The following is a 15,868-nucleotide window of genomic DNA, read 5'->3' as shown; positions in this document are numbered from 1 at the left end:
GAGGTAGCACTCAAGGTACTGCGGTAACAGGAAGGAATTTCAAAAGGGTGCAAGCCGTTGCGGACGCTTCGGGTACAGTCCCTTCCCTCTGTCATCCTGAACGAGATGCGCAGCCCGGTACGCGCCTGTAGAGGGCGCTGGGTGCCCCAGGTTCGCGCCGTGTTTTCTGGCGCTAACCTGGGAGGCGGAAAATTCGGAAGAGACTAGCGCGGAACTTCGATGCCCGATTTGGCGCTGGCCGCCGAGCGCCACGCCCACGCCATGCGCGGCGTGTTGTGGGCAATGCCCAAGCGTCCCTGGCGGTCAAGCAGGATGATGCCGCCGTGTCCGCTCAGTCGACGCTCCAAAAAGGCGATGGTCTCCGGCGCGACTGCGGCGGGTTCATGCTCGCCGGTCACGTGGTCGCAGGCATGCTTGGCCAGCACCAGCTTCATCATGGGCTCGCCCCATCCGGTGGTGGAAGCCGCTGCGGTATCGTTGTCGGCGTAGCAGCCGCAACCAATCAGCGAGCTGTCGCCCACGCGTCCAGGGGCCTTGTTCAGCGTGCCGCCGGTGGAGGTGGCGCTGGCAATGTTGCCTTGGGCGTCGAGTGCCACAGCGCCGACCGTGTCGTGCGAATCCTTTGCCGGAGCCTTCTCCTGGGGAGCGGCGTCCTGCGGCTCGCTCATGGGCGCTTCGCCGGTGAACTCGGCGGGCGTGGTCAGGTACTGCTGCTCCTGCGCCTTCTGCCAGCGCTCGACCTCGCGCGGCAGCACCAGGTCCGTGTTGTCGCACAGGGCCATGCCGTGCTCAATGGCGAAGTCCTCGGCGCCCTCGGCCACAAAATAGACATGCGGAGATTTTTCGAGGATCAGCCGCGCGGCATGCACCGGGTTCAGAATGCGCTCAACGCAGCCGACCCCACCGGCGCGCAGTGTTCTACCGCACATGATGAGCGCGTCAAGCTGCACGCGTCCGTCGCGGTTGAGAAACGATCCGCGCCCGGCGTCGAAGACCGGATTGTCTTCCATCGAGGCGACGGCGGCCTCCACGGCGTCCAGCGCCGAGCCGCCCTTGGCGAGGGCTTCCCAGCCGGCGGCGCGGGCCTGCTCCACGCCCACAATGTGGGCCTCAACGGCTTCATCAGGAATGGCCCACGCGCCACCATGCACCAGAATGACCGGACTTGCTTTCTCCACAACCAACTCCTTGGACGGGCGCGTACGGCGCCGGTCGCAAACACTTCAGGATAACAGGGGAGAGCGTGCGGGCGTTAGCCTCAGGACGCGAGGCGCGTCCTCACCTCGGGCTGCACCGCGCCTGAATGCGGGCGCGGTCGTCCGGCACTGCGCGCCGTTCCGCGCAGCCCTCGCCGAGGAACGGCCCGGCAGAGACTCCCCGTACAACTCCCCGAGCTGAAGCTCGGGGCTACCCGAACCGCCGTTGCTGCGGTTCATGCGCGATCATTCTCGCGCCGGCCCTTCCTGTTGGAATTGCTGGGTGCCGGGCACAAGGTGTTTCGACTCCGGCGGCCATCCCCGCCGCCTCCGCTCAACATGACAGTAGCTGGTTGCTGGGCAAGGCATAGCCTCACGTCGGAGACGATTCGCATCAAGAACAAGCCATTATGTGTAGGACTGGTGCAGCCTGAGGGGATGAGTTTGTTGATTTGTTGCAGAAGAGATGGAAAGGAGTAAGAACAGCCCGGGCTGCTAGGCGACGGGCTGCTCGTTGGGAGCTTGGGCGGCGGCTTCGGCGGCCAGGCGGCGATCCTTGCCGGTGGTCTCCTCGTAGGTGTAGCGGATGCGGTGGATGACCGTGATGGTGGACATCACCGCCAGCAGCCACAGCACGGGCGCCATGTGGTTCCACAGCGCGCCGATGATCACCAGCACGATGCGCTCCGGACGCTCCATGAAGCCGACCTTGCACTTCGGAATCACGTTTTCAGCGCGGGCACGCGCGTAGCTCACCAGCAGTGAGCTGACCATGACCAGCGCCGTCAGCACGACGTAGGTGTAGCGGTTGGCACGCGCGTAGTAGACCAGCAGTCCGAAGAACAGGGCCACGTCGCTGTAGCGGTCGATGACGGAGTCGAAGAAGCCTCCGAACTCGGTCACCTGGTTCGTGGCGCGCGCCACGCGGCCGTCCACCATGTCAAAAATGCCGGCGCCAATGATCACCAGCCCGGCATAGAAGAACATGCGAGGCTGGTTGTTGTCGGCCGAGGCAAAGCCAAAGAACAGCGCGGCAACAATGTTGATCAGCAGTCCGACGAAGGTGAGCGCGTTGGGCGAAATGCGTGCAAGGGCAAGCCCGTCCACAATCTTGTAGAGGAGCTTGCCGCACACATTGCCAACCGCCGCGGTCCAGGTCATCAGGCGTCCGCCTCGTCGTGGAGCGTGGTCAGTTTCAGAATCTCCATCTCGCGCTTGCCCGTGGGGGTGACGACTTCGGTCGTGTCGCCCGGCTTTTTACCCATCAGGGCGCGGCCAATCGGCGAGGTCGTCGAGATCAAGCCCTTGGTCACATCAGTCTCTTCGCTGGTGACCAGCTTGTAGATGATCTCTTCGTCCTTGGTGGAGTCGTAGACTTTGATGGTGGAACCCAGGGCCGCACGGTCGCGCGGAATGTTGGCCATGTTGACCAGCGAAAGGTCAGCCATGCGCTTCTGGAGCTGGCCCAGGCGGGCGCGCACGAATTCCTGGCGCTGCTTGGCCATGTGATATTCGGCGTTTTCGCTCAGGTCTCCGAGGGCGACTGCCTTCTTGAGTTCCCGCGGGAGCTCGAAATTGAGCTCGTGCTCCAATACATCAATTTCTTCCTGGAGCTTTCTCTTCACGTGTTCGGTCATGGGAATACAAATCCTTCCAGCGGCAATCGGAAGATGAACTTCAAAGCGATCACACCGCTGCGCTAACGCCCGGTAACCTCACGGGCATCTTGTCCGCGTTCCGGTCCTTATGCGTTCCCTGATTATACCGCGAGCCGTGCCGGAGAAAACGCTCCAGCTGCTTACATGCGACGAATCAGTAAGATGCAATTTGCTGCATTCCAGACGCAAATGTTTCAGATTGCACATTCGACTGTTTCCTCGAAGAAGAAGACGTCTCAGGCAGGAAAAAGCAGCAGGTATAATCGTGCCATCTCGCAACGGAAAAACCACTTTAGAACCGGGATGGTTCCACGGCAGCAGTAGTCCCTGGGACAGTACCTGATGAGTGCATTGCCTCCGCAATGAAGATTCTTCTGATCGCCAATTACGAGCCGGACCGGCAGGAGAGCATGCTGCGCTTTGCCGCCCTTCTGCAGGAGCAGTTGACGTCCGCCGGGCACGAGGTGCGCGTGATTCGTCCGCGCGTTCGGGCGGCGGCGCTCCATCCGTCGAACCACGGTCTGGGTAAGTGGCTCGGTTACATCGACAAGCTCCTCCTGTTTCCTCCTGAGTTGCGGAAGGCCGCGACGTGGGCGGATGTCGTTCACATCTGCGATCACTCTAACGCGTCTTACGTGCGCGAGTTACAGCAGGTGCCGCACGTCGTCACCTGTCACGACCTGTTCGCCATTCAGAGCGCTCAGGGGAAGATTGACCGCAACCCTACGCGCTGGACTGGGCGGCGTCTGCAACAGATGATCCTGCGCGGCCTGAAGCAGGCGCAACACATTGTCTGTGTTTCGCAGGCAACGCGTCGCGATGTTCTCAACGACCTGCGTCTGCCGGAAGAACGCGTTTCGGTGATCTTCAACGGACTGAACTATCCCTACACGCCGATGGACCCCGCACAAGCCCGTCAGCGCGCGGAGGCGCTGGGCGTTCATGCGGGAAGGTTCATTCTTCATGTGGGCAACAATTCCTGGTACAAGAACCGTCCCGGCGTCGTGAGGATTTACGCGGAGCTTCTGCGGCAGGCTCCGGATTGCAAGGTCAATTTGTTGATGGTGGGGAAGGAATTCACCCCGGAGCTTCGCGAACTGGTGGAAGCTCACGGATTGCAGGGCCGGATCATGAGCCTGACGAATGTCTCCAACGAGGACCTGCGCGCGCTGTATTCCTGCGCGGAGGCGCTCCTGTTTCCGTCGCTGCAGGAGGGCTTTGGCTGGCCGGTTCTGGAGGCTCAGGCGTGCGGCTGCCCGGTCATCACCACAGGGCGTCCGCCGATGAACGAGGTGGGGGGCGACGCCGCCATCTACATTGATCCTGAGAACATATCCGCAGCCGCCAGCGCGGTTGCCGGGTTTCTCGCAACTCAACGTTCCAGCTTGCGCGAGCAAAGCCTGCAGAATGCCGCCCGCTTCAGTAGCCAGGCGATGGCGGAGAACTACCTCAAGGTCTACGCATCTCTACTGCGGGCGAGAGCCTGATCGCGGTCGCTCAAGCGAACGGATCGGGCACGTCCCCCGCGCCCACTTGTGCTCTGCGGAACGATTCTCCCGCGTAGCTACTGCTTGCGCCGAATCTTGCGCTTGCCGCTGACGCCATCGAGTGCCAGCGTTACCACCAGCGCCGACATGCCAAGGCCCGGCACGCCGAGCGGCTTGCCGCTCTGGCTGTCATAGTGCTCGCTGATGCCGACCTTGAGCGCGTTGTCGATGGTCAGGTCGGCGATGCGCGCGGCCAGCTCCCGGTGCCCGTGCTGTGCCAAGCCCAGCGCAATCTGATAATTCGTCGGCGGCCACACGTCTCCGCGCCAGAAGCCGTCGCTGCGGTAATTCTTGTCGCTGGCGGCCACGGTTGGCACCGGCAGCGGCGTCGCCCAATCCTTGCCAGTCAGTGCCTTCGCCATGCGTGCCGCTTGGTGCTTGGTTGGAACTGGTGTGAACAGCGGCACAAAGCCGCCAACCGTCACCGGCTCCAGCTTCTTCATCGTGCCGCTCTCCAACGCCATGAAGCAGCCGCGCTCCTCGTCCCACATGTGCTCGCGCATGGCGGCTAGGCCCTTCTTCAAACGTTGCTCGCGGCGATGCACCATGGCCGTGTCTCCGGCGGCTCGCGCCAGCGTCGCCAGGCTCTTCTCTGCCAGCAGCAGATACGAGGTGTTGGCCGGGATCAGGATGTTGCCGTACCACAGGCCGTTTTCGCTCGCCGGGCGCTTAGGATGCGTGCGCATCTTCATCGAGTCGAGATCGACCTCGTTGTCGTAGGTCTCATAGCGCGCGCAGGGCAGCGTGCCGTCGTAGCTCCCCACGCAGACCATGCCCACGTCGTCCAGGTCGCGCTCGTGCCAGTACCACTCGTGGAAGGCCTCCAGCGGCGCCAAAGCCGTGCGTACCAGTTCCATGTCGCCAGTGCGGCGCCAGATGCGCTCTACGCCCCAAGCAATCAGCGGCGCCTGCGAGTAAGCCGGATAGGTCTCCCAGTGCTCGCCGTTGAACTCGGCCTTGCCTGTCAGCGGCGCAATGTAGTTGGCGATCATGCCGTGCGCGTAGGCGGGCTTCACGCGGTTCCAGCGCTTCTGAAAGTCCCAGTAATTCTGGTAGACACCGCGCAGGATGTCACGCTGGCCGGGCAGGTAGCTCAACAGGTCGGAGACAAAGACGGTGTCCCACACCCACTGGCCTTCGTAGACTCCGCCGGGCACCAGCCACGCATGTTCCAGCGGCGGTTCCGCCGGGCGAAGTTTGCCCAGCACGCAGTCGTGGTAAGCGTCCACGGTCAGCCGCCACATCTCCGCGTCCGAGCACTCAAAGACTCCGCGCAGCATGCGCTCCACTTCGTCGCGCGCCGGTGCTCCGGCCACAATGTCGACCTTCTGTGTGTCTCCAAACAGGCGCGCGCGCAGCGAAAATGCGGCGGCGGCTTCGGCAATCATGCGCAGAAATGAGCGGCGTGTGAACGGCAGGCGGCGGAGTGTAATCACCCTTCGATTGTAGCGAACAGAGATGGCTGTGCGCGCGGGCAAAACAAAAGGCCGGAGCCGAAGCCCCAGCCGGTGAGAGAGCTTTTTGAGTAGAACTACATCTTCACTTTCTTTTCCTTGGCCTTCACATTCGGGCCGAAGCTGAAGCTGGGGCCCACCGAGATGCGCAGCGTGTTGCGCGGGTGCGCCAGCACGGTGTCAAACAGGAAGGTGTGCACGTAGTCGGCCGAGGCGCGGATTCCCCAGTGCTTGGTGGCGTTCCAGGTAATGCCGCCGCCCACGCCGTAGAAGCGCAGAAAGTCCGCCTGCGCAAGGCTGGGGCCAACCATGTTGGCCGTGGCCATGTAGGCAAAGGTGTCGCCCGCGCGCGGCTTGCCGGTCACCACCTCATGCAGCAGGCCGCACGCCGGACGCACAAAGAACGTGACCTTTTTGAAGTGACGGTAGTTGAGCTGCGGTCCGGCGGTGATGGTGTAGGTGCGCGCGTCATACGGCACATCGAGCACGTAGCCGGGCATGGCATTCAGATACGGAAGGATCTTGGCCTGTTGAGCGGCGTTCAGGTCCTTCAGGCCCAAGGTGCTGCTTCCGTCAAAACGGCTGTAGTCGAGGCCCAGCGAGAGCCAGCGCGTGATGTTGACACCCGCATCCAGGTTGAAGCCCTTCTGGTACAGGGGCATGTCCGGGGTGATGAGGTGCGAATAGCCGGCATAAACCGCGTAGCGGCCAACGTAGTCCTGCTGCGCAAAGGCAGAAACAGCGCACAACAGGATGAAAAAGAACGTGACAATACGTTGCAAGGAGGGGGCTCCGTTCGAAATTGGGGTCGGTGATTTTTCCTACAATGGAACCAGCTTACGCCTCGCAAGCGGGGCGAGGTCCTTCTGAATGAAGGTGTTACAAAGGTATTACGAAATCCGGCGCGTGCAAATGCAAGCCGGAAGAGACGCCTCGGGATTGACGAGGCATCTCTTCCGCCGGTGCGGAGCCTGAGTGGTTCCTGGTGGAGAACGAAGCCTCAGCGGCCGAAGCGGGCCAGCGGCACTCCGTCATAGGGCTGCGCGAGGTGGAACTCCCTGTTCGCCGTGTAGGGGTTCACATCATTCAGCAGGTAGCCGTAATTCAAGTGCAACACCTTGTCCTGCGGCGCGGCTTGGATGGCGCGCTGATAGATGGCGTTCAACTCGATCAGCGATTCCGGAGCCAGCGTCGCGTCCATCTGGACATCCGCCCATTCGCGCTCGTGATTGACCTGCATCGTGAACGGCGGACGCATCAGGCGCTCCAGCATTCCATCGGCAACACGCTTGCGGTCGAAGTTGGTCAGCGCCAGCAATTGATTGCATTCGTCTTCCGAGAGATCCGCTACTGAGGCCGATGGCGAAAGCCTGTGCGCAATGGCCTGGAAGAGCGCCTGCGCAACCAGGTAATTGCCGTGCGGCGTAAAGTGCACGTGCTCGTAGAAGACTTCGTCTCCGGGGATGCGGTCGCGCGACCCGGCGGCCACGGCAGACTCAATATCAACCAGCTGAGTCCTCTGCTGGTTGGCCTGCGCCACATTGCGGATCAATTGGTTGAGCTTCGTGTCGGTGCGGAAGCGCAGAGTGTCCAGATCGCGGGCGGCGCGGAACCTGGCTTCTGCGGCGTCACGGTTGCCAAGCGCAAGCAGCGAGCGTCCCATGCGGAATTCCAGCTCCGCGAAGGTGCCGTCAATGGCCTCTGCCTGCTGGTAGGAGCGGAGCGCTTCCGCCGTCGCGCCGGAGCTTTCCTGCTGCGCGCCCTGCGCAAGCAGCAGGTTGAACTGCTCTAGCTGAGCGCCCGCGAGTCCCGGCTTGTGCGCCGAGGCAAACGGGCCGCAGTCGCGCAGATTGGAGGCGACGGTGGCCAGCAGCACCTCGGCACCGGCATTCTGGCCGACACGAACAATGTCTTCCAGGTTGCTCTGGAAGTTGCTGTACATGGCGGGCATACCCGGGTTGTCGATGCGCACCTGCTGGTTCAGGAACATCTCCATGCCGCCCCATTGGTTGAGCTTGTTGTGGCTTTTGGAGGAGATGGCTTCGGAGAGCAGTTGTCCGAGGCGGGTGGACTTGAGCGCAATGCTGGCGCGGATGAGCGGCCGCGAGAGGGTGTGCCCGGTGAGGACGGTTCCTGGGCCGAAGGGGCCGACAACTTCGTTGTTGCCCATGTAGACGATGAACATGTCCGGCTGATGACGCGCCATGTCCTCGGCGATAGGCAGCACCACGTGCGAATTGATTGCCGTGATGCCGGTGTTGACGACTTCAAACCGCGTCTGGGGAAACCTGGTGCGCAGCATCACTTCCAGGTAGCGGCTGAATCCGTACGAAGGTTCCGGGTCGCCGAACGCCGCAGATTCCCCGAGCACCACGATGCGATATGTGCCAGGCGCTTTCTGCGCGGGAATTGTGTACGGGCGCGGAAGGCGGATCATGTGCTGCGGAAAAAATGTGCTGGCGAAAAAGAGATTGTCACACCAGGCCTGCTCGCCCCGGACAGTGCAGGGAACCATTGCGGTTGTAGCGTGGCCAACCTTGGCCAACCGCAGCCCGCCTTCGACGAGCGCCAGCAGCAGCAGCGGAACCAGCACCACGGTCAGAGCAAGCACCATCCAGTGCGGACGCCGGGCCGCGGCGCTGGAGCAATTCGAGGTCGTCATAGTCTCTTCTTCCCTAGAGTGGGTACATCCACGGCGCCACCGAAGACACCTGGGCCACGGCCAACAGGATGCCGATGACAAGCAGGAGAACGGCCAGCGGTACCAGCCACCAGAGTTTGCGCTCCCAGAGGAACGCAAACAGCTCGCGCACCATGGTGAAGCGGTTTGAAATCTGCCGGAAGAAGCTCATGCCTGTTTCTCCACGCGATGATTGCCGAAGTAAAGAACATCCAATCCGCTTTTGCGGAAGGTGTTGAGTGCGTCCGCCGGACTGGAAACAATCGGCTCACCACGCACATTGAAGCTTGTATTCATCAGCACCGGAACTCCCGTGGCTTCGCCGAAGCGGCTCAGCAGCGCGCTGTAGCGCGGGTTCCACTCGGGGCGCAGGGATTGCAGGCGTCCGGTGCCGAGGTGATTCACCGCCGGAACCCTGGCTCCTGCCTGTTCCTGCCACGGCACCACCATCAGCATGAAGCGCGGCGGATATTGGCGCGCCAGCTCCGGCGAAGCGGAAAACATCTCTGTCACTTTGTCTTCCGGAACCACCGGCGCGAAGGGGCGGAACGGTTCGCGGAACTTGATCTTGGCGTTCACCACGGCCTTCATCTCATCGCGCCGCGGGTCGGCCAGAATGCTGCGGTTGCCCAGCGCTCGCGGACCCCACTCGAATCGTCCCTGTCCCCATCCCAGCACCTTGCCGGAGGTCAGGTCGTCCACCGCGCGCTCAATCAACTTGTCTTCATCGGTGAAGCACTCGCTCCGCAGGCCGGCCAGCGCTTCGGCGGTTTCAGCATCGCTATATTCCCGCCCCAGGTAGGCGTCTTCCATCACAAAGGTTCGAGGCTTGCCCAGCAGCACATGCCAAACGTACTGCGCCGCACCCACCGCGCCGCCGGCATCTCCGGCCGCCGGCTGCACAAACACATTGGTGAAGCCGGACTCGCGGTAGACGCGCGTATTGGCGACGCTGTTGAGCGCCACGCCACCCGCAATGCAGAGGTTCTGCTCGCCGGTGCTGGCGTGCAGGTGGCGCGCAATCTTCAGCTGAGCTTCCTCAGTGAATTGCTGCACGGTGGCCGCCACGTCGGCGTAATGCTGGTTGCGGCGCTTCAAGTCTTCGGGGCCGTCGCCGGTGTCGGCACGGCCGGTCACAAACGCCAGGTCGCGCGGACGCGGCGGGCCAAACAGATCCACTAGCTTCTGCGTGAAGCTCTGATGCGCGGAATATTGATAGGAGAAATACTTCGGGTCAAGCTCCACACTGCCATCGTCATGCAGCGTCACAATGCGCCGCAGCTCATCCCGATAGCGGGGTGCGCCGTAGGGCGCCATGCCCATCAGCTTGTACTCACCCTCGTTTACTTCAAAGCCAAGGAAGGAGGTAAACGTGGAGTAAACCATGCCGAGTGAATTCGGAAAGCGCATTTCGTGTGTCAGGCGAATGCTTCCAGGTGTGGCCGTGGCGACTCCCATCGTCGCGGTGGCCCATTCACCCACGCCATCCACGGTCATCACGGCGGCGCGCTCGAATGGCGAACTGAAGAATGCGCTGGCAGCGTGAGAAAGATGGTGCTCCACAAACAGCACCTTCTCAGGCGTCACGCCCAGTTCTTCCACCACGCGTGCTCGAATCCAGAGCTTCTGCTTCAGCCAGCTCACCGTGCCCTGTTGGAACAGGCTCCATGCGCTGGGCCAGTATTTCAGCGAGCAGGTGAGAAAGCGTTCGAGCTTCAGCAGTGGTTTTTCATGCAGCACCACGTAGTCCAGTTCCTGCGCCTTGATTCCGCCACGCTCCAGGCAGAAGGCGATGGCTCGCTGGGGGAACGAACTGTCGTTCTTCATGCGGCTGAATCGTTCTTCCTGCGCGGCGGCAATCAGTTTGCCGTCCTGCAGCAGGGCCGCGGCTGAATCGTGGTAGTAGCAGGAGATACCGAGGACGTTCATCAGAACGTCCTCCGCGCAGCTTCAATGGTTGCGGGAACCTCGGCACGAGCGCTCCATGCGCTGCCGTTTGTGGTGGAGGCTTCAGCGGAGCGCTGGTAGGCCAGCGCGATCGGCGCAATCAGCAGCAGGTAGCACAGCACCAGCACCAGCCGTACTTCATGGTCGGCCACGGAGCGCGCGAAGGTCTTCCACCGTGTCCACAACGTAGCGGACTTCGTCTCTTCGTGATCTTCAAACTCGCGCATCCCGGCTCCGGTCGTCTTCTGCCTGCCCAGCCGGCCAAACGTGGCGCCCAGCAGCAAAGCCCCCACGAGTGCTCCCGCCGCCAAGCCCAGTCCGCTGCGCGCGGGCAGGAGAAACCATAAGGCTGCCAGTGCTGCGACAACCAGCAGGCTCTCCTCGGGCGTGGCCTCGGCAAGGTCGGTCTTGGCATTCCGGCGCACGGCAATCAACCCAGCCGCGTAGGCCCCCAGTGCCAGCAGCGTCACAATGATCCTTGGCAGCAACATGCGGTTTGGCTCAGGCTCCTTTGTTACTTTGTGCGAGCGCGCTTGTACCACTCAGCCCGCCCGCCGGAAACATCACTTCTTGATCGCCGCGGACACTCCACTTCCTGAGTGGGCGTAGCCGTGGCAGGTGAGCGTGCAGGTGTTCGTGGTGCGGTCATAGGCAACGGGCGCGCTGCCATTCTGGCCCACCACGCGAAGATCGAAGTTCACCAGCCGCTCTCCGGAAATGCTCGCACTGGTCGCTCCCATGCCGTGCGCCGTGTGGCACACCGAGCAGGAGAAGCCCTGATTGATGTGGAGCGAGTGCTTGCTGAAACTGACGTCCGCCAGGATATTGTTCAGGTCGTGGCACTTTGCGCACATCGCATACGGCCCCGTCGCGCTCAGGTCCACCGGCGTGAACAAATTCTGAATGGTGGTGCCCGGCGCGGCGCTGTCCGCCACCTCGCTGTACTTATACGGACGCTCCAGAATGTGATAGTTGCTGGAGCCGTGCGGGCCATTGGGTCCCGAGCCGCCAAACTCGCGATTGTCATCACTGTTGTGACAATCGGTGCATAGAATCCGTGTCCCCATCGCCCGCATGTCCTTGGACATATCCAGGCTCTTCATGTAAGTGCGCAAGCTGGGCTGGGCCAGGGAACTGTTGCGGTCGTGCAGCACCGGGTGGCTCGAAGTCGACGTGCTCTGGAACTCCGAAATCACGTTCAGCGGGTCTCCGCTCAGGACGGCGCGCAGCGGCATGTATCCGAAGGTCGACAGCGTCTGCTTGCCTGCGCTGGAGCCGTGGCATCGCAGGCAGTTCTCATACTGATTGTTCGCCGTGATCAGCAACGATCCATCCGTGGCGTCTACGCCGGAGACGTTGCGCTGCGAGGTGCGAATGGCGGGCGGAAGAGGAAACTCCGTGACCGCCTGCGAGGCGTGCGCGTTGTGGCAGTCGGTGCAGGTGGCGTGGCGGTTGTTGTTCAGGATTGTCGATTCGGCCGCATCGTGCGAACTCGCAGCCGTTCCGCCCGGCAGGGGGTGCGCTGTTTTGGCAAACTCGGCCATGATGTTCGGAGCCGCCGGAGACACCTTGGACGTGCTGCTGTGGCAGGTGACACAGCTCTGTGCAACGGCATCGAGGCTGGTGCTCGCGGGATTTGCCGGTCGCAGCAGCCGCTTCCCCTGCGCATTATGCGGCTTGTGGCAGAGCAGGCACCCATCCTTGGTCATGGTGTCGTAGGAGCCGACGGCCGCGTCACTCGCGGGCGTGTTGGTGGCTACCGCATGGACGCTGTTGGTCCACCCAGCCAGCGGATTCGACTGTCCGCTTACGCTGCGTGACGGATCATGGCAGGACAGGCAAATCCGGCTGAATGAGTTGTCGAGCACCAGAAAATTCGCTGCTGTGTGGTCAATCGACTGCACGTGAGGATTGTGGCAGGAGTTGCACTCGACCTTGCCGGAGATGAGCTTGACCGCATTGGTTGAATCGAGCGTTTTGCTGTTGGTCGTCAGGGACTCGGCCAGGTCCGGGGAGTCCTTCAATGGCGATGCCATGCTGACCGGATGCGAAACCTGCATGTCGGTTCCCAGCAGATCGTAGGTGTACATGTTGCCGGAGGTCTGCATGGTGCCATAGGCGGCGGAGTGCCCCACCGCAACCGTTCCATCATGGCAGCTCAAGCACAGGCTGGTGGACTGGCCTGCAACCGGCTGTGCTCCCGTCTGGTGATAAGTGCTGCTTTGGTAGGGCGCGTAGGTCTGGGTCGACAGCGTCTGGTTCCACAGCGCGACGGTGCCGGTCAGCGAGTGGTGGGGCGCATGGCAGAATGTGCAGCCCAGATTGCCGGGTGCCTGCACCGGCGATTTGCTGCCCAGCGAAAGATCATGCATGCCGAGAACGTCGGCGGATTGTCCGAAGCCCAGGCCGCAGCTTGCGGCCATCAGCACCAAGCCCAAGAGGCGTGCCCGCTTCATTGCTGGCCTCCCTGCGGCGTGTGGTGCTGGCCAAAGTAGTGGAATACCTGAACGCGTGCGTTGAAGGTATCCACGACGTAGATGCGGTCGTTCTTGTCGATGCAGAGTCCGGCAGGGAGTTGGAACTGACCAAGGTTCGTCCCCTTGCCCCCGAAATAGTAGAGAAGATGCCCCTCGGCGTCGAAGACCTGCACCAGTCCGGTGTAGCCATCCACAATGTAGAAGTGTCCTTCAGAGTCGGCGGCGAGCCCCTTGGGGCGGTACAGGTTGCCCAGGCCCAGGCCATACTTGCCAACGGACGACTGATAGTTGCCGAGCGGGTCAAACATCTGGACGCGGAAATTCATGGCGTCCACAACCGCGACCTGCTTGTCTTTCAGCAGGAGTTCGGTCGGCAGGTTGAATTCGCCGTTGGCAATGCCGCTGGTTCCCATGGAGCGCAGGACGTGGCCCTCCATGTCGAGTACAAAAACCTTGTTTCGCAGCGTGTCCGTGACATAGATGCGTTGCGCTGCGGAATCAATGGCGATCCCCGTGGGGCGCTTGAAGAATCCTTCTCCGCGCTTGGAGCTGCCGAGCGTACGCAGGAGTTTACCGCTGGCGTCGAAGACCAGAATCTTGCCCAGTTCGGAATCCGTCACATAAATGCGATCCTGCGCATCGACGGCAACACCCTGGGGCGACTGCATGGGGTCGCGACGGCTGTTGATACGTTCCAGAAACTGGTATTTCTGCTCTTTGAAGTCGAAGATGTGGACGCCACGCGCTCCGGGATCGGTCACAATCAGCCGCTCACGCGAATCCACGGCAATGTCATAAGGCCGTATGAAGTTGTGCTCCTCCGGAGGCCCCAGCACCAGGTTCACAAACTTCTTCCAAACGCTCTTGCGGCTCTGCGCATCGCGTTCGCAATTGAAGGTCCGCTCCCAAACCAGCTTGCGTCCGCCATCCATCAGAATGTCAGGCGGGTGCTCGGCGGTGAAGGCCTTTCCCCGTCCTCCGGCCCAGCAGGTTCCGAGCAGCAGAAGGATTGCGGTCCCCAGCAGGAGACCGCCTCTCCATCCGTTCGTGCGCGCTAGAACAGGTTGAACCATCGGCTGATTCCAAAATAATACGAGTTGGTGATGACGCGGCCCTGTGAGGAAGAACTCAAGAGCTGATTCTGACGCAGCAGACCTGCATTCAGGGTGACCGCGCGGAGTGAATAGTCGAAACGCGCCGTCAGGGTCGAGCTGTCATTCTTCGACTTTGTCGAAGTGCTCGAGGTGTTGCTGCTGCCATAAGTGTAGTTGGCAGTCAGATGCAGTCTGCGCATGGGCGCCGCGGATGCGCCAAAGCCATAATTATGCCCACTGTACAGAATCAGCGAGCTGGTTGGGATCCCTGCCGTGCCGCCGGTTACATCCTGCAGGCCGGAGGCGGTCAGGATGGATGTTCCACTGGAGGTCGAGTAGGTGGCATTGACCGACCACCATCCCCGGCTGAGACTGGAGGAGTATCCGGTGCTCTGGTTCCCGGCGCCAACCTGCTGGCTGAATCCGCTGTGAGCACCGCTGTAGGCGACGCTCCACCGCCAGTGTTCGCCCAGCCGACGTGATCCCTGAACTCTCCAGCGCATGGAGGAAGTCGTGTAGGTGGCCAACAAGGTCTGCACGTTCTGGTCGTAGTCGAAGGCGGTATTCAATTCCCAGTGCTTCAACCGGCGCGTCATGCCAACGCCGCTGGCAAAGCTCAGTCCCGAGTTGCCTTCCTGCGTGGCGGAATCCAGCAATGAGAACGACCAGTTCACTGCGCCGAACAACGGGCGGCGCACCGCTCCACCGACCGTCCCGTTGAAGTAGGTCGCACCGACGTCATGGTTGCTGTAGTGCTGCTGCAGATGGGTGAGCGAGCTGGTGACGAAGATTCCCTTGAATGTATCCCATCCGGCCATCAGGCTGGTGGTCAATGAATTGGTGCGCGTCCCAAGGTTGATGTACGAGGTTGCGCCATCGGTCCCGATCGATTGCCGGTAGGCTTCGTTCAAATTGTCCGTGTAGAAGGCCGTGGCCGCGACGTTGAGCTGGCGCAGGGGATTGATGGACGCGGTGCCGTCCATTGTGTTGAACGTGAACTTGCCGGAACTGATGCCCTGATACCAGCTTTGGTTGTGGTTATGGCTCGCATCGACGGTGAAGGAACCATGCAGGGGAAGTGTATGTGTAGCCTGAAGCCCGAGCCTATCGTTCTTCGTCTGGGAGTCGAGCGTGGTTTCGCCCACCAGGAAGCCCGGCGTGTCGTTATTGTGTGAATTCTTCAGATAGCTTCCGCGCAGGTTAAAGCCCAGCCACTCGTATTGTGAATGCAGGCTCAATGTCTGGTAGTGGCTCTTGCCTTCACCTTCCGTGCCGGTGACCGTGGAGTGCCCATTTCCCCGGGCGTATGAGGCCGTGAACGTCGGCCAATCGGGGAGCAGCGCGCTCCAACTGATCGCCATACCGTTGGTCGTGGCGTCGGAGTTGAGGTGTGATGCGGTCCCGGTTCCGAAATAACTCAGGCTGTTGTTGGTCCGGTCGAATGAGATGGCTCCCGGGAAGCGCGAATCAGGGAGAAACTGCGCGGAGGACAGAACGCCGTCGCTGGCGGTCTGTGTCGCGTCACTGGAGCTTGCCCGGGATTGGTTGTAGTACGGCTGTGCGCGGAATGAAATGAACTTCGGGGAATAGTAGTAACCGGTGAAGGTTCCGCTTCCCGAGAAGCTGACGCTGTGCGCGGAGGAAGTATTTTCCCCGAAGCTTCCTCCGTACCCGAGCGCTGCGCTGGCGCGGCCTTGCAGGTTCAGGTTTTCGCCGACAGAAATCTGCCCCCATGCTGGTGCATACAGCATCAGTAAGGACAACACGGCGACTATTTCACCCACCCTGAAAAACTTCACGCAACCCTCTACCGCA

Annotated in this window: 13 protein-coding genes; 1 reads left to right on the top strand and 12 read right to left on the bottom strand. The window is 61.7% G+C overall.

Features of this window, described 5'->3' with window-relative positions; genetic code table 11:
• Window positions 1-203: 203 nt before the first annotated feature.
• The 3 genes from AC6IZO_RS11985 to AC6IZO_RS11975 all read right to left on the bottom strand — a co-directional run bounded on the left by AC6IZO_RS11985 (window position 204) and on the right by AC6IZO_RS11975 (window position 2,833).
• Entirely contained in the window at window positions 204-1,178 is a 975-nt protein-coding gene (locus AC6IZO_RS11985) for an isoaspartyl peptidase/L-asparaginase (RefSeq protein ID WP_497805032.1), read from the bottom strand.
• A 513-nt stretch (window positions 1,179-1,691) separates the two neighbouring features.
• Entirely contained in the window at window positions 1,692-2,357 is a 666-nt protein-coding gene (locus AC6IZO_RS11980) for a CDP-alcohol phosphatidyltransferase family protein (protein ID WP_497805031.1), read from the bottom strand.
• Window positions 2,357-2,833: a GreA/GreB family elongation factor gene (locus tag AC6IZO_RS11975; RefSeq protein WP_497805030.1), complete on the bottom strand. Its 477-nt coding sequence runs from the start codon at window positions 2,831-2,833 to the stop codon at window positions 2,357-2,359. Before AC6IZO_RS11975 ends, AC6IZO_RS11980 begins: the two co-directional genes overlap by 1 nt.
• Before the next feature lie 383 nt (window positions 2,834-3,216).
• On the opposite strand from AC6IZO_RS11975, the gene AC6IZO_RS11970 reads away from it, so the two are divergent.
• On the top strand, window positions 3,217-4,341 hold the full coding sequence (locus tag AC6IZO_RS11970) for a glycosyltransferase family 4 protein (RefSeq protein ID WP_497805029.1): 1,125 nt from the start codon (window positions 3,217-3,219) through the stop codon (window positions 4,339-4,341).
• A 77-nt stretch (window positions 4,342-4,418) separates the two neighbouring features.
• On the opposite strand, the gene AC6IZO_RS11965 is transcribed toward AC6IZO_RS11970, so the two are convergent.
• The 9 genes from AC6IZO_RS11965 to AC6IZO_RS11925 form a co-directional block, all read right to left on the bottom strand.
• Window positions 4,419-5,837, bottom strand: a complete 1,419-nt coding sequence (locus AC6IZO_RS11965) for an amylo-alpha-1,6-glucosidase (protein ID WP_497805028.1) — start codon at window positions 5,835-5,837, stop codon at window positions 4,419-4,421.
• 95 nt (window positions 5,838-5,932) lie between these two features.
• Window positions 5,933-6,637, bottom strand: coding sequence for a hypothetical protein (locus AC6IZO_RS11960; protein WP_497805027.1), 705 nt, complete (start codon window positions 6,635-6,637; stop codon window positions 5,933-5,935).
• Between the two features lie 218 nt (window positions 6,638-6,855).
• Complete coding sequence (locus AC6IZO_RS11955) at window positions 6,856-8,517, bottom strand: SGNH/GDSL hydrolase family protein (RefSeq protein WP_497805026.1); 1,662 nt, start codon at window positions 8,515-8,517, stop codon at window positions 6,856-6,858.
• 13 nt (window positions 8,518-8,530) lie between these two features.
• Window positions 8,531-8,707 (bottom strand): DUF5989 family protein, encoded by a 177-nt coding sequence (locus AC6IZO_RS11950; protein WP_497805025.1) that lies wholly within the window; start codon window positions 8,705-8,707, stop codon window positions 8,531-8,533.
• Window positions 8,704-10,464, bottom strand: coding sequence for a carbamoyltransferase family protein (locus tag AC6IZO_RS11945; protein ID WP_497805024.1), 1,761 nt, complete (start codon window positions 10,462-10,464; stop codon window positions 8,704-8,706). The genes AC6IZO_RS11950 and AC6IZO_RS11945 overlap by 4 nt, the downstream gene beginning before the upstream one ends.
• Window positions 10,464-10,973, bottom strand: coding sequence for a hypothetical protein (locus AC6IZO_RS11940; RefSeq protein WP_497805023.1), 510 nt, complete (start codon window positions 10,971-10,973; stop codon window positions 10,464-10,466). Before AC6IZO_RS11940 ends, AC6IZO_RS11945 begins: the two co-directional genes overlap by 1 nt.
• Window positions 10,974-11,045: 72 nt before the next feature.
• Window positions 11,046-12,938 carry a cytochrome c3 family protein gene (locus AC6IZO_RS11935; protein WP_497805022.1) on the bottom strand — a complete coding sequence of 631 codons (1,893 nt, stop codon included), beginning with the start codon at window positions 12,936-12,938 and terminating at the stop codon, window positions 11,046-11,048.
• Window positions 12,935-14,032 (bottom strand): 6-bladed beta-propeller, encoded by a 1,098-nt coding sequence (locus AC6IZO_RS11930; protein WP_497805021.1) that lies wholly within the window; start codon window positions 14,030-14,032, stop codon window positions 12,935-12,937. The genes AC6IZO_RS11935 and AC6IZO_RS11930 overlap by 4 nt, the downstream gene beginning before the upstream one ends.
• Window positions 14,014-15,837: a hypothetical protein gene (locus tag AC6IZO_RS11925; protein WP_497805020.1), complete on the bottom strand. Its 1,824-nt coding sequence runs from the start codon at window positions 15,835-15,837 to the stop codon at window positions 14,014-14,016. Before AC6IZO_RS11925 ends, AC6IZO_RS11930 begins: the two co-directional genes overlap by 19 nt.
• Window positions 15,838-15,868: the final 31 nt, after the last annotated feature.

The organism is Oryzophilus luti (assembly GCF_059726245.1).
This window is presented reverse-complemented; position numbering and strand designations above follow the sequence as displayed.

What these genes read in the sequence shown, in the direction of transcription:
- AC6IZO_RS11980 (WP_497805031.1), bottom strand. Translation starts at nt 2,357, where the DNA reads ATGACCTGGACCGCGGCGGTTGGCAATGTGTGCGGCAAGCTCCTCTAC.
- AC6IZO_RS11975 (WP_497805030.1), bottom strand. Translation starts at nt 2,833, where the DNA reads ATGACCGAACACGTGAAGAGAAAGCTCCAGGAAGAAATTGATGTATTG.
- AC6IZO_RS11970 (WP_497805029.1), top strand. Translation starts at nt 3,217, where the DNA reads ATGAAGATTCTTCTGATCGCCAATTACGAGCCGGACCGGCAGGAGAGC.
- AC6IZO_RS11955 (WP_497805026.1), bottom strand. Translation starts at nt 8,517, where the DNA reads ATGACGACCTCGAATTGCTCCAGCGCCGCGGCCCGGCGTCCGCACTGG.
- AC6IZO_RS11950 (WP_497805025.1), bottom strand. Translation starts at nt 8,707, where the DNA reads ATGAGCTTCTTCCGGCAGATTTCAAACCGCTTCACCATGGTGCGCGAG.
- AC6IZO_RS11945 (WP_497805024.1), bottom strand. Translation starts at nt 10,464, where the DNA reads ATGAACGTCCTCGGTATCTCCTGCTACTACCACGATTCAGCCGCGGCC.
- AC6IZO_RS11940 (WP_497805023.1), bottom strand. Translation starts at nt 10,973, where the DNA reads ATGTTGCTGCCAAGGATCATTGTGACGCTGCTGGCACTGGGGGCCTAC.
- AC6IZO_RS11935 (WP_497805022.1), bottom strand. Translation starts at nt 12,938, where the DNA reads ATGAAGCGGGCACGCCTCTTGGGCTTGGTGCTGATGGCCGCAAGCTGC.
- AC6IZO_RS11930 (WP_497805021.1), bottom strand. Translation starts at nt 14,032, where the DNA reads ATGGTTCAACCTGTTCTAGCGCGCACGAACGGATGGAGAGGCGGTCTC.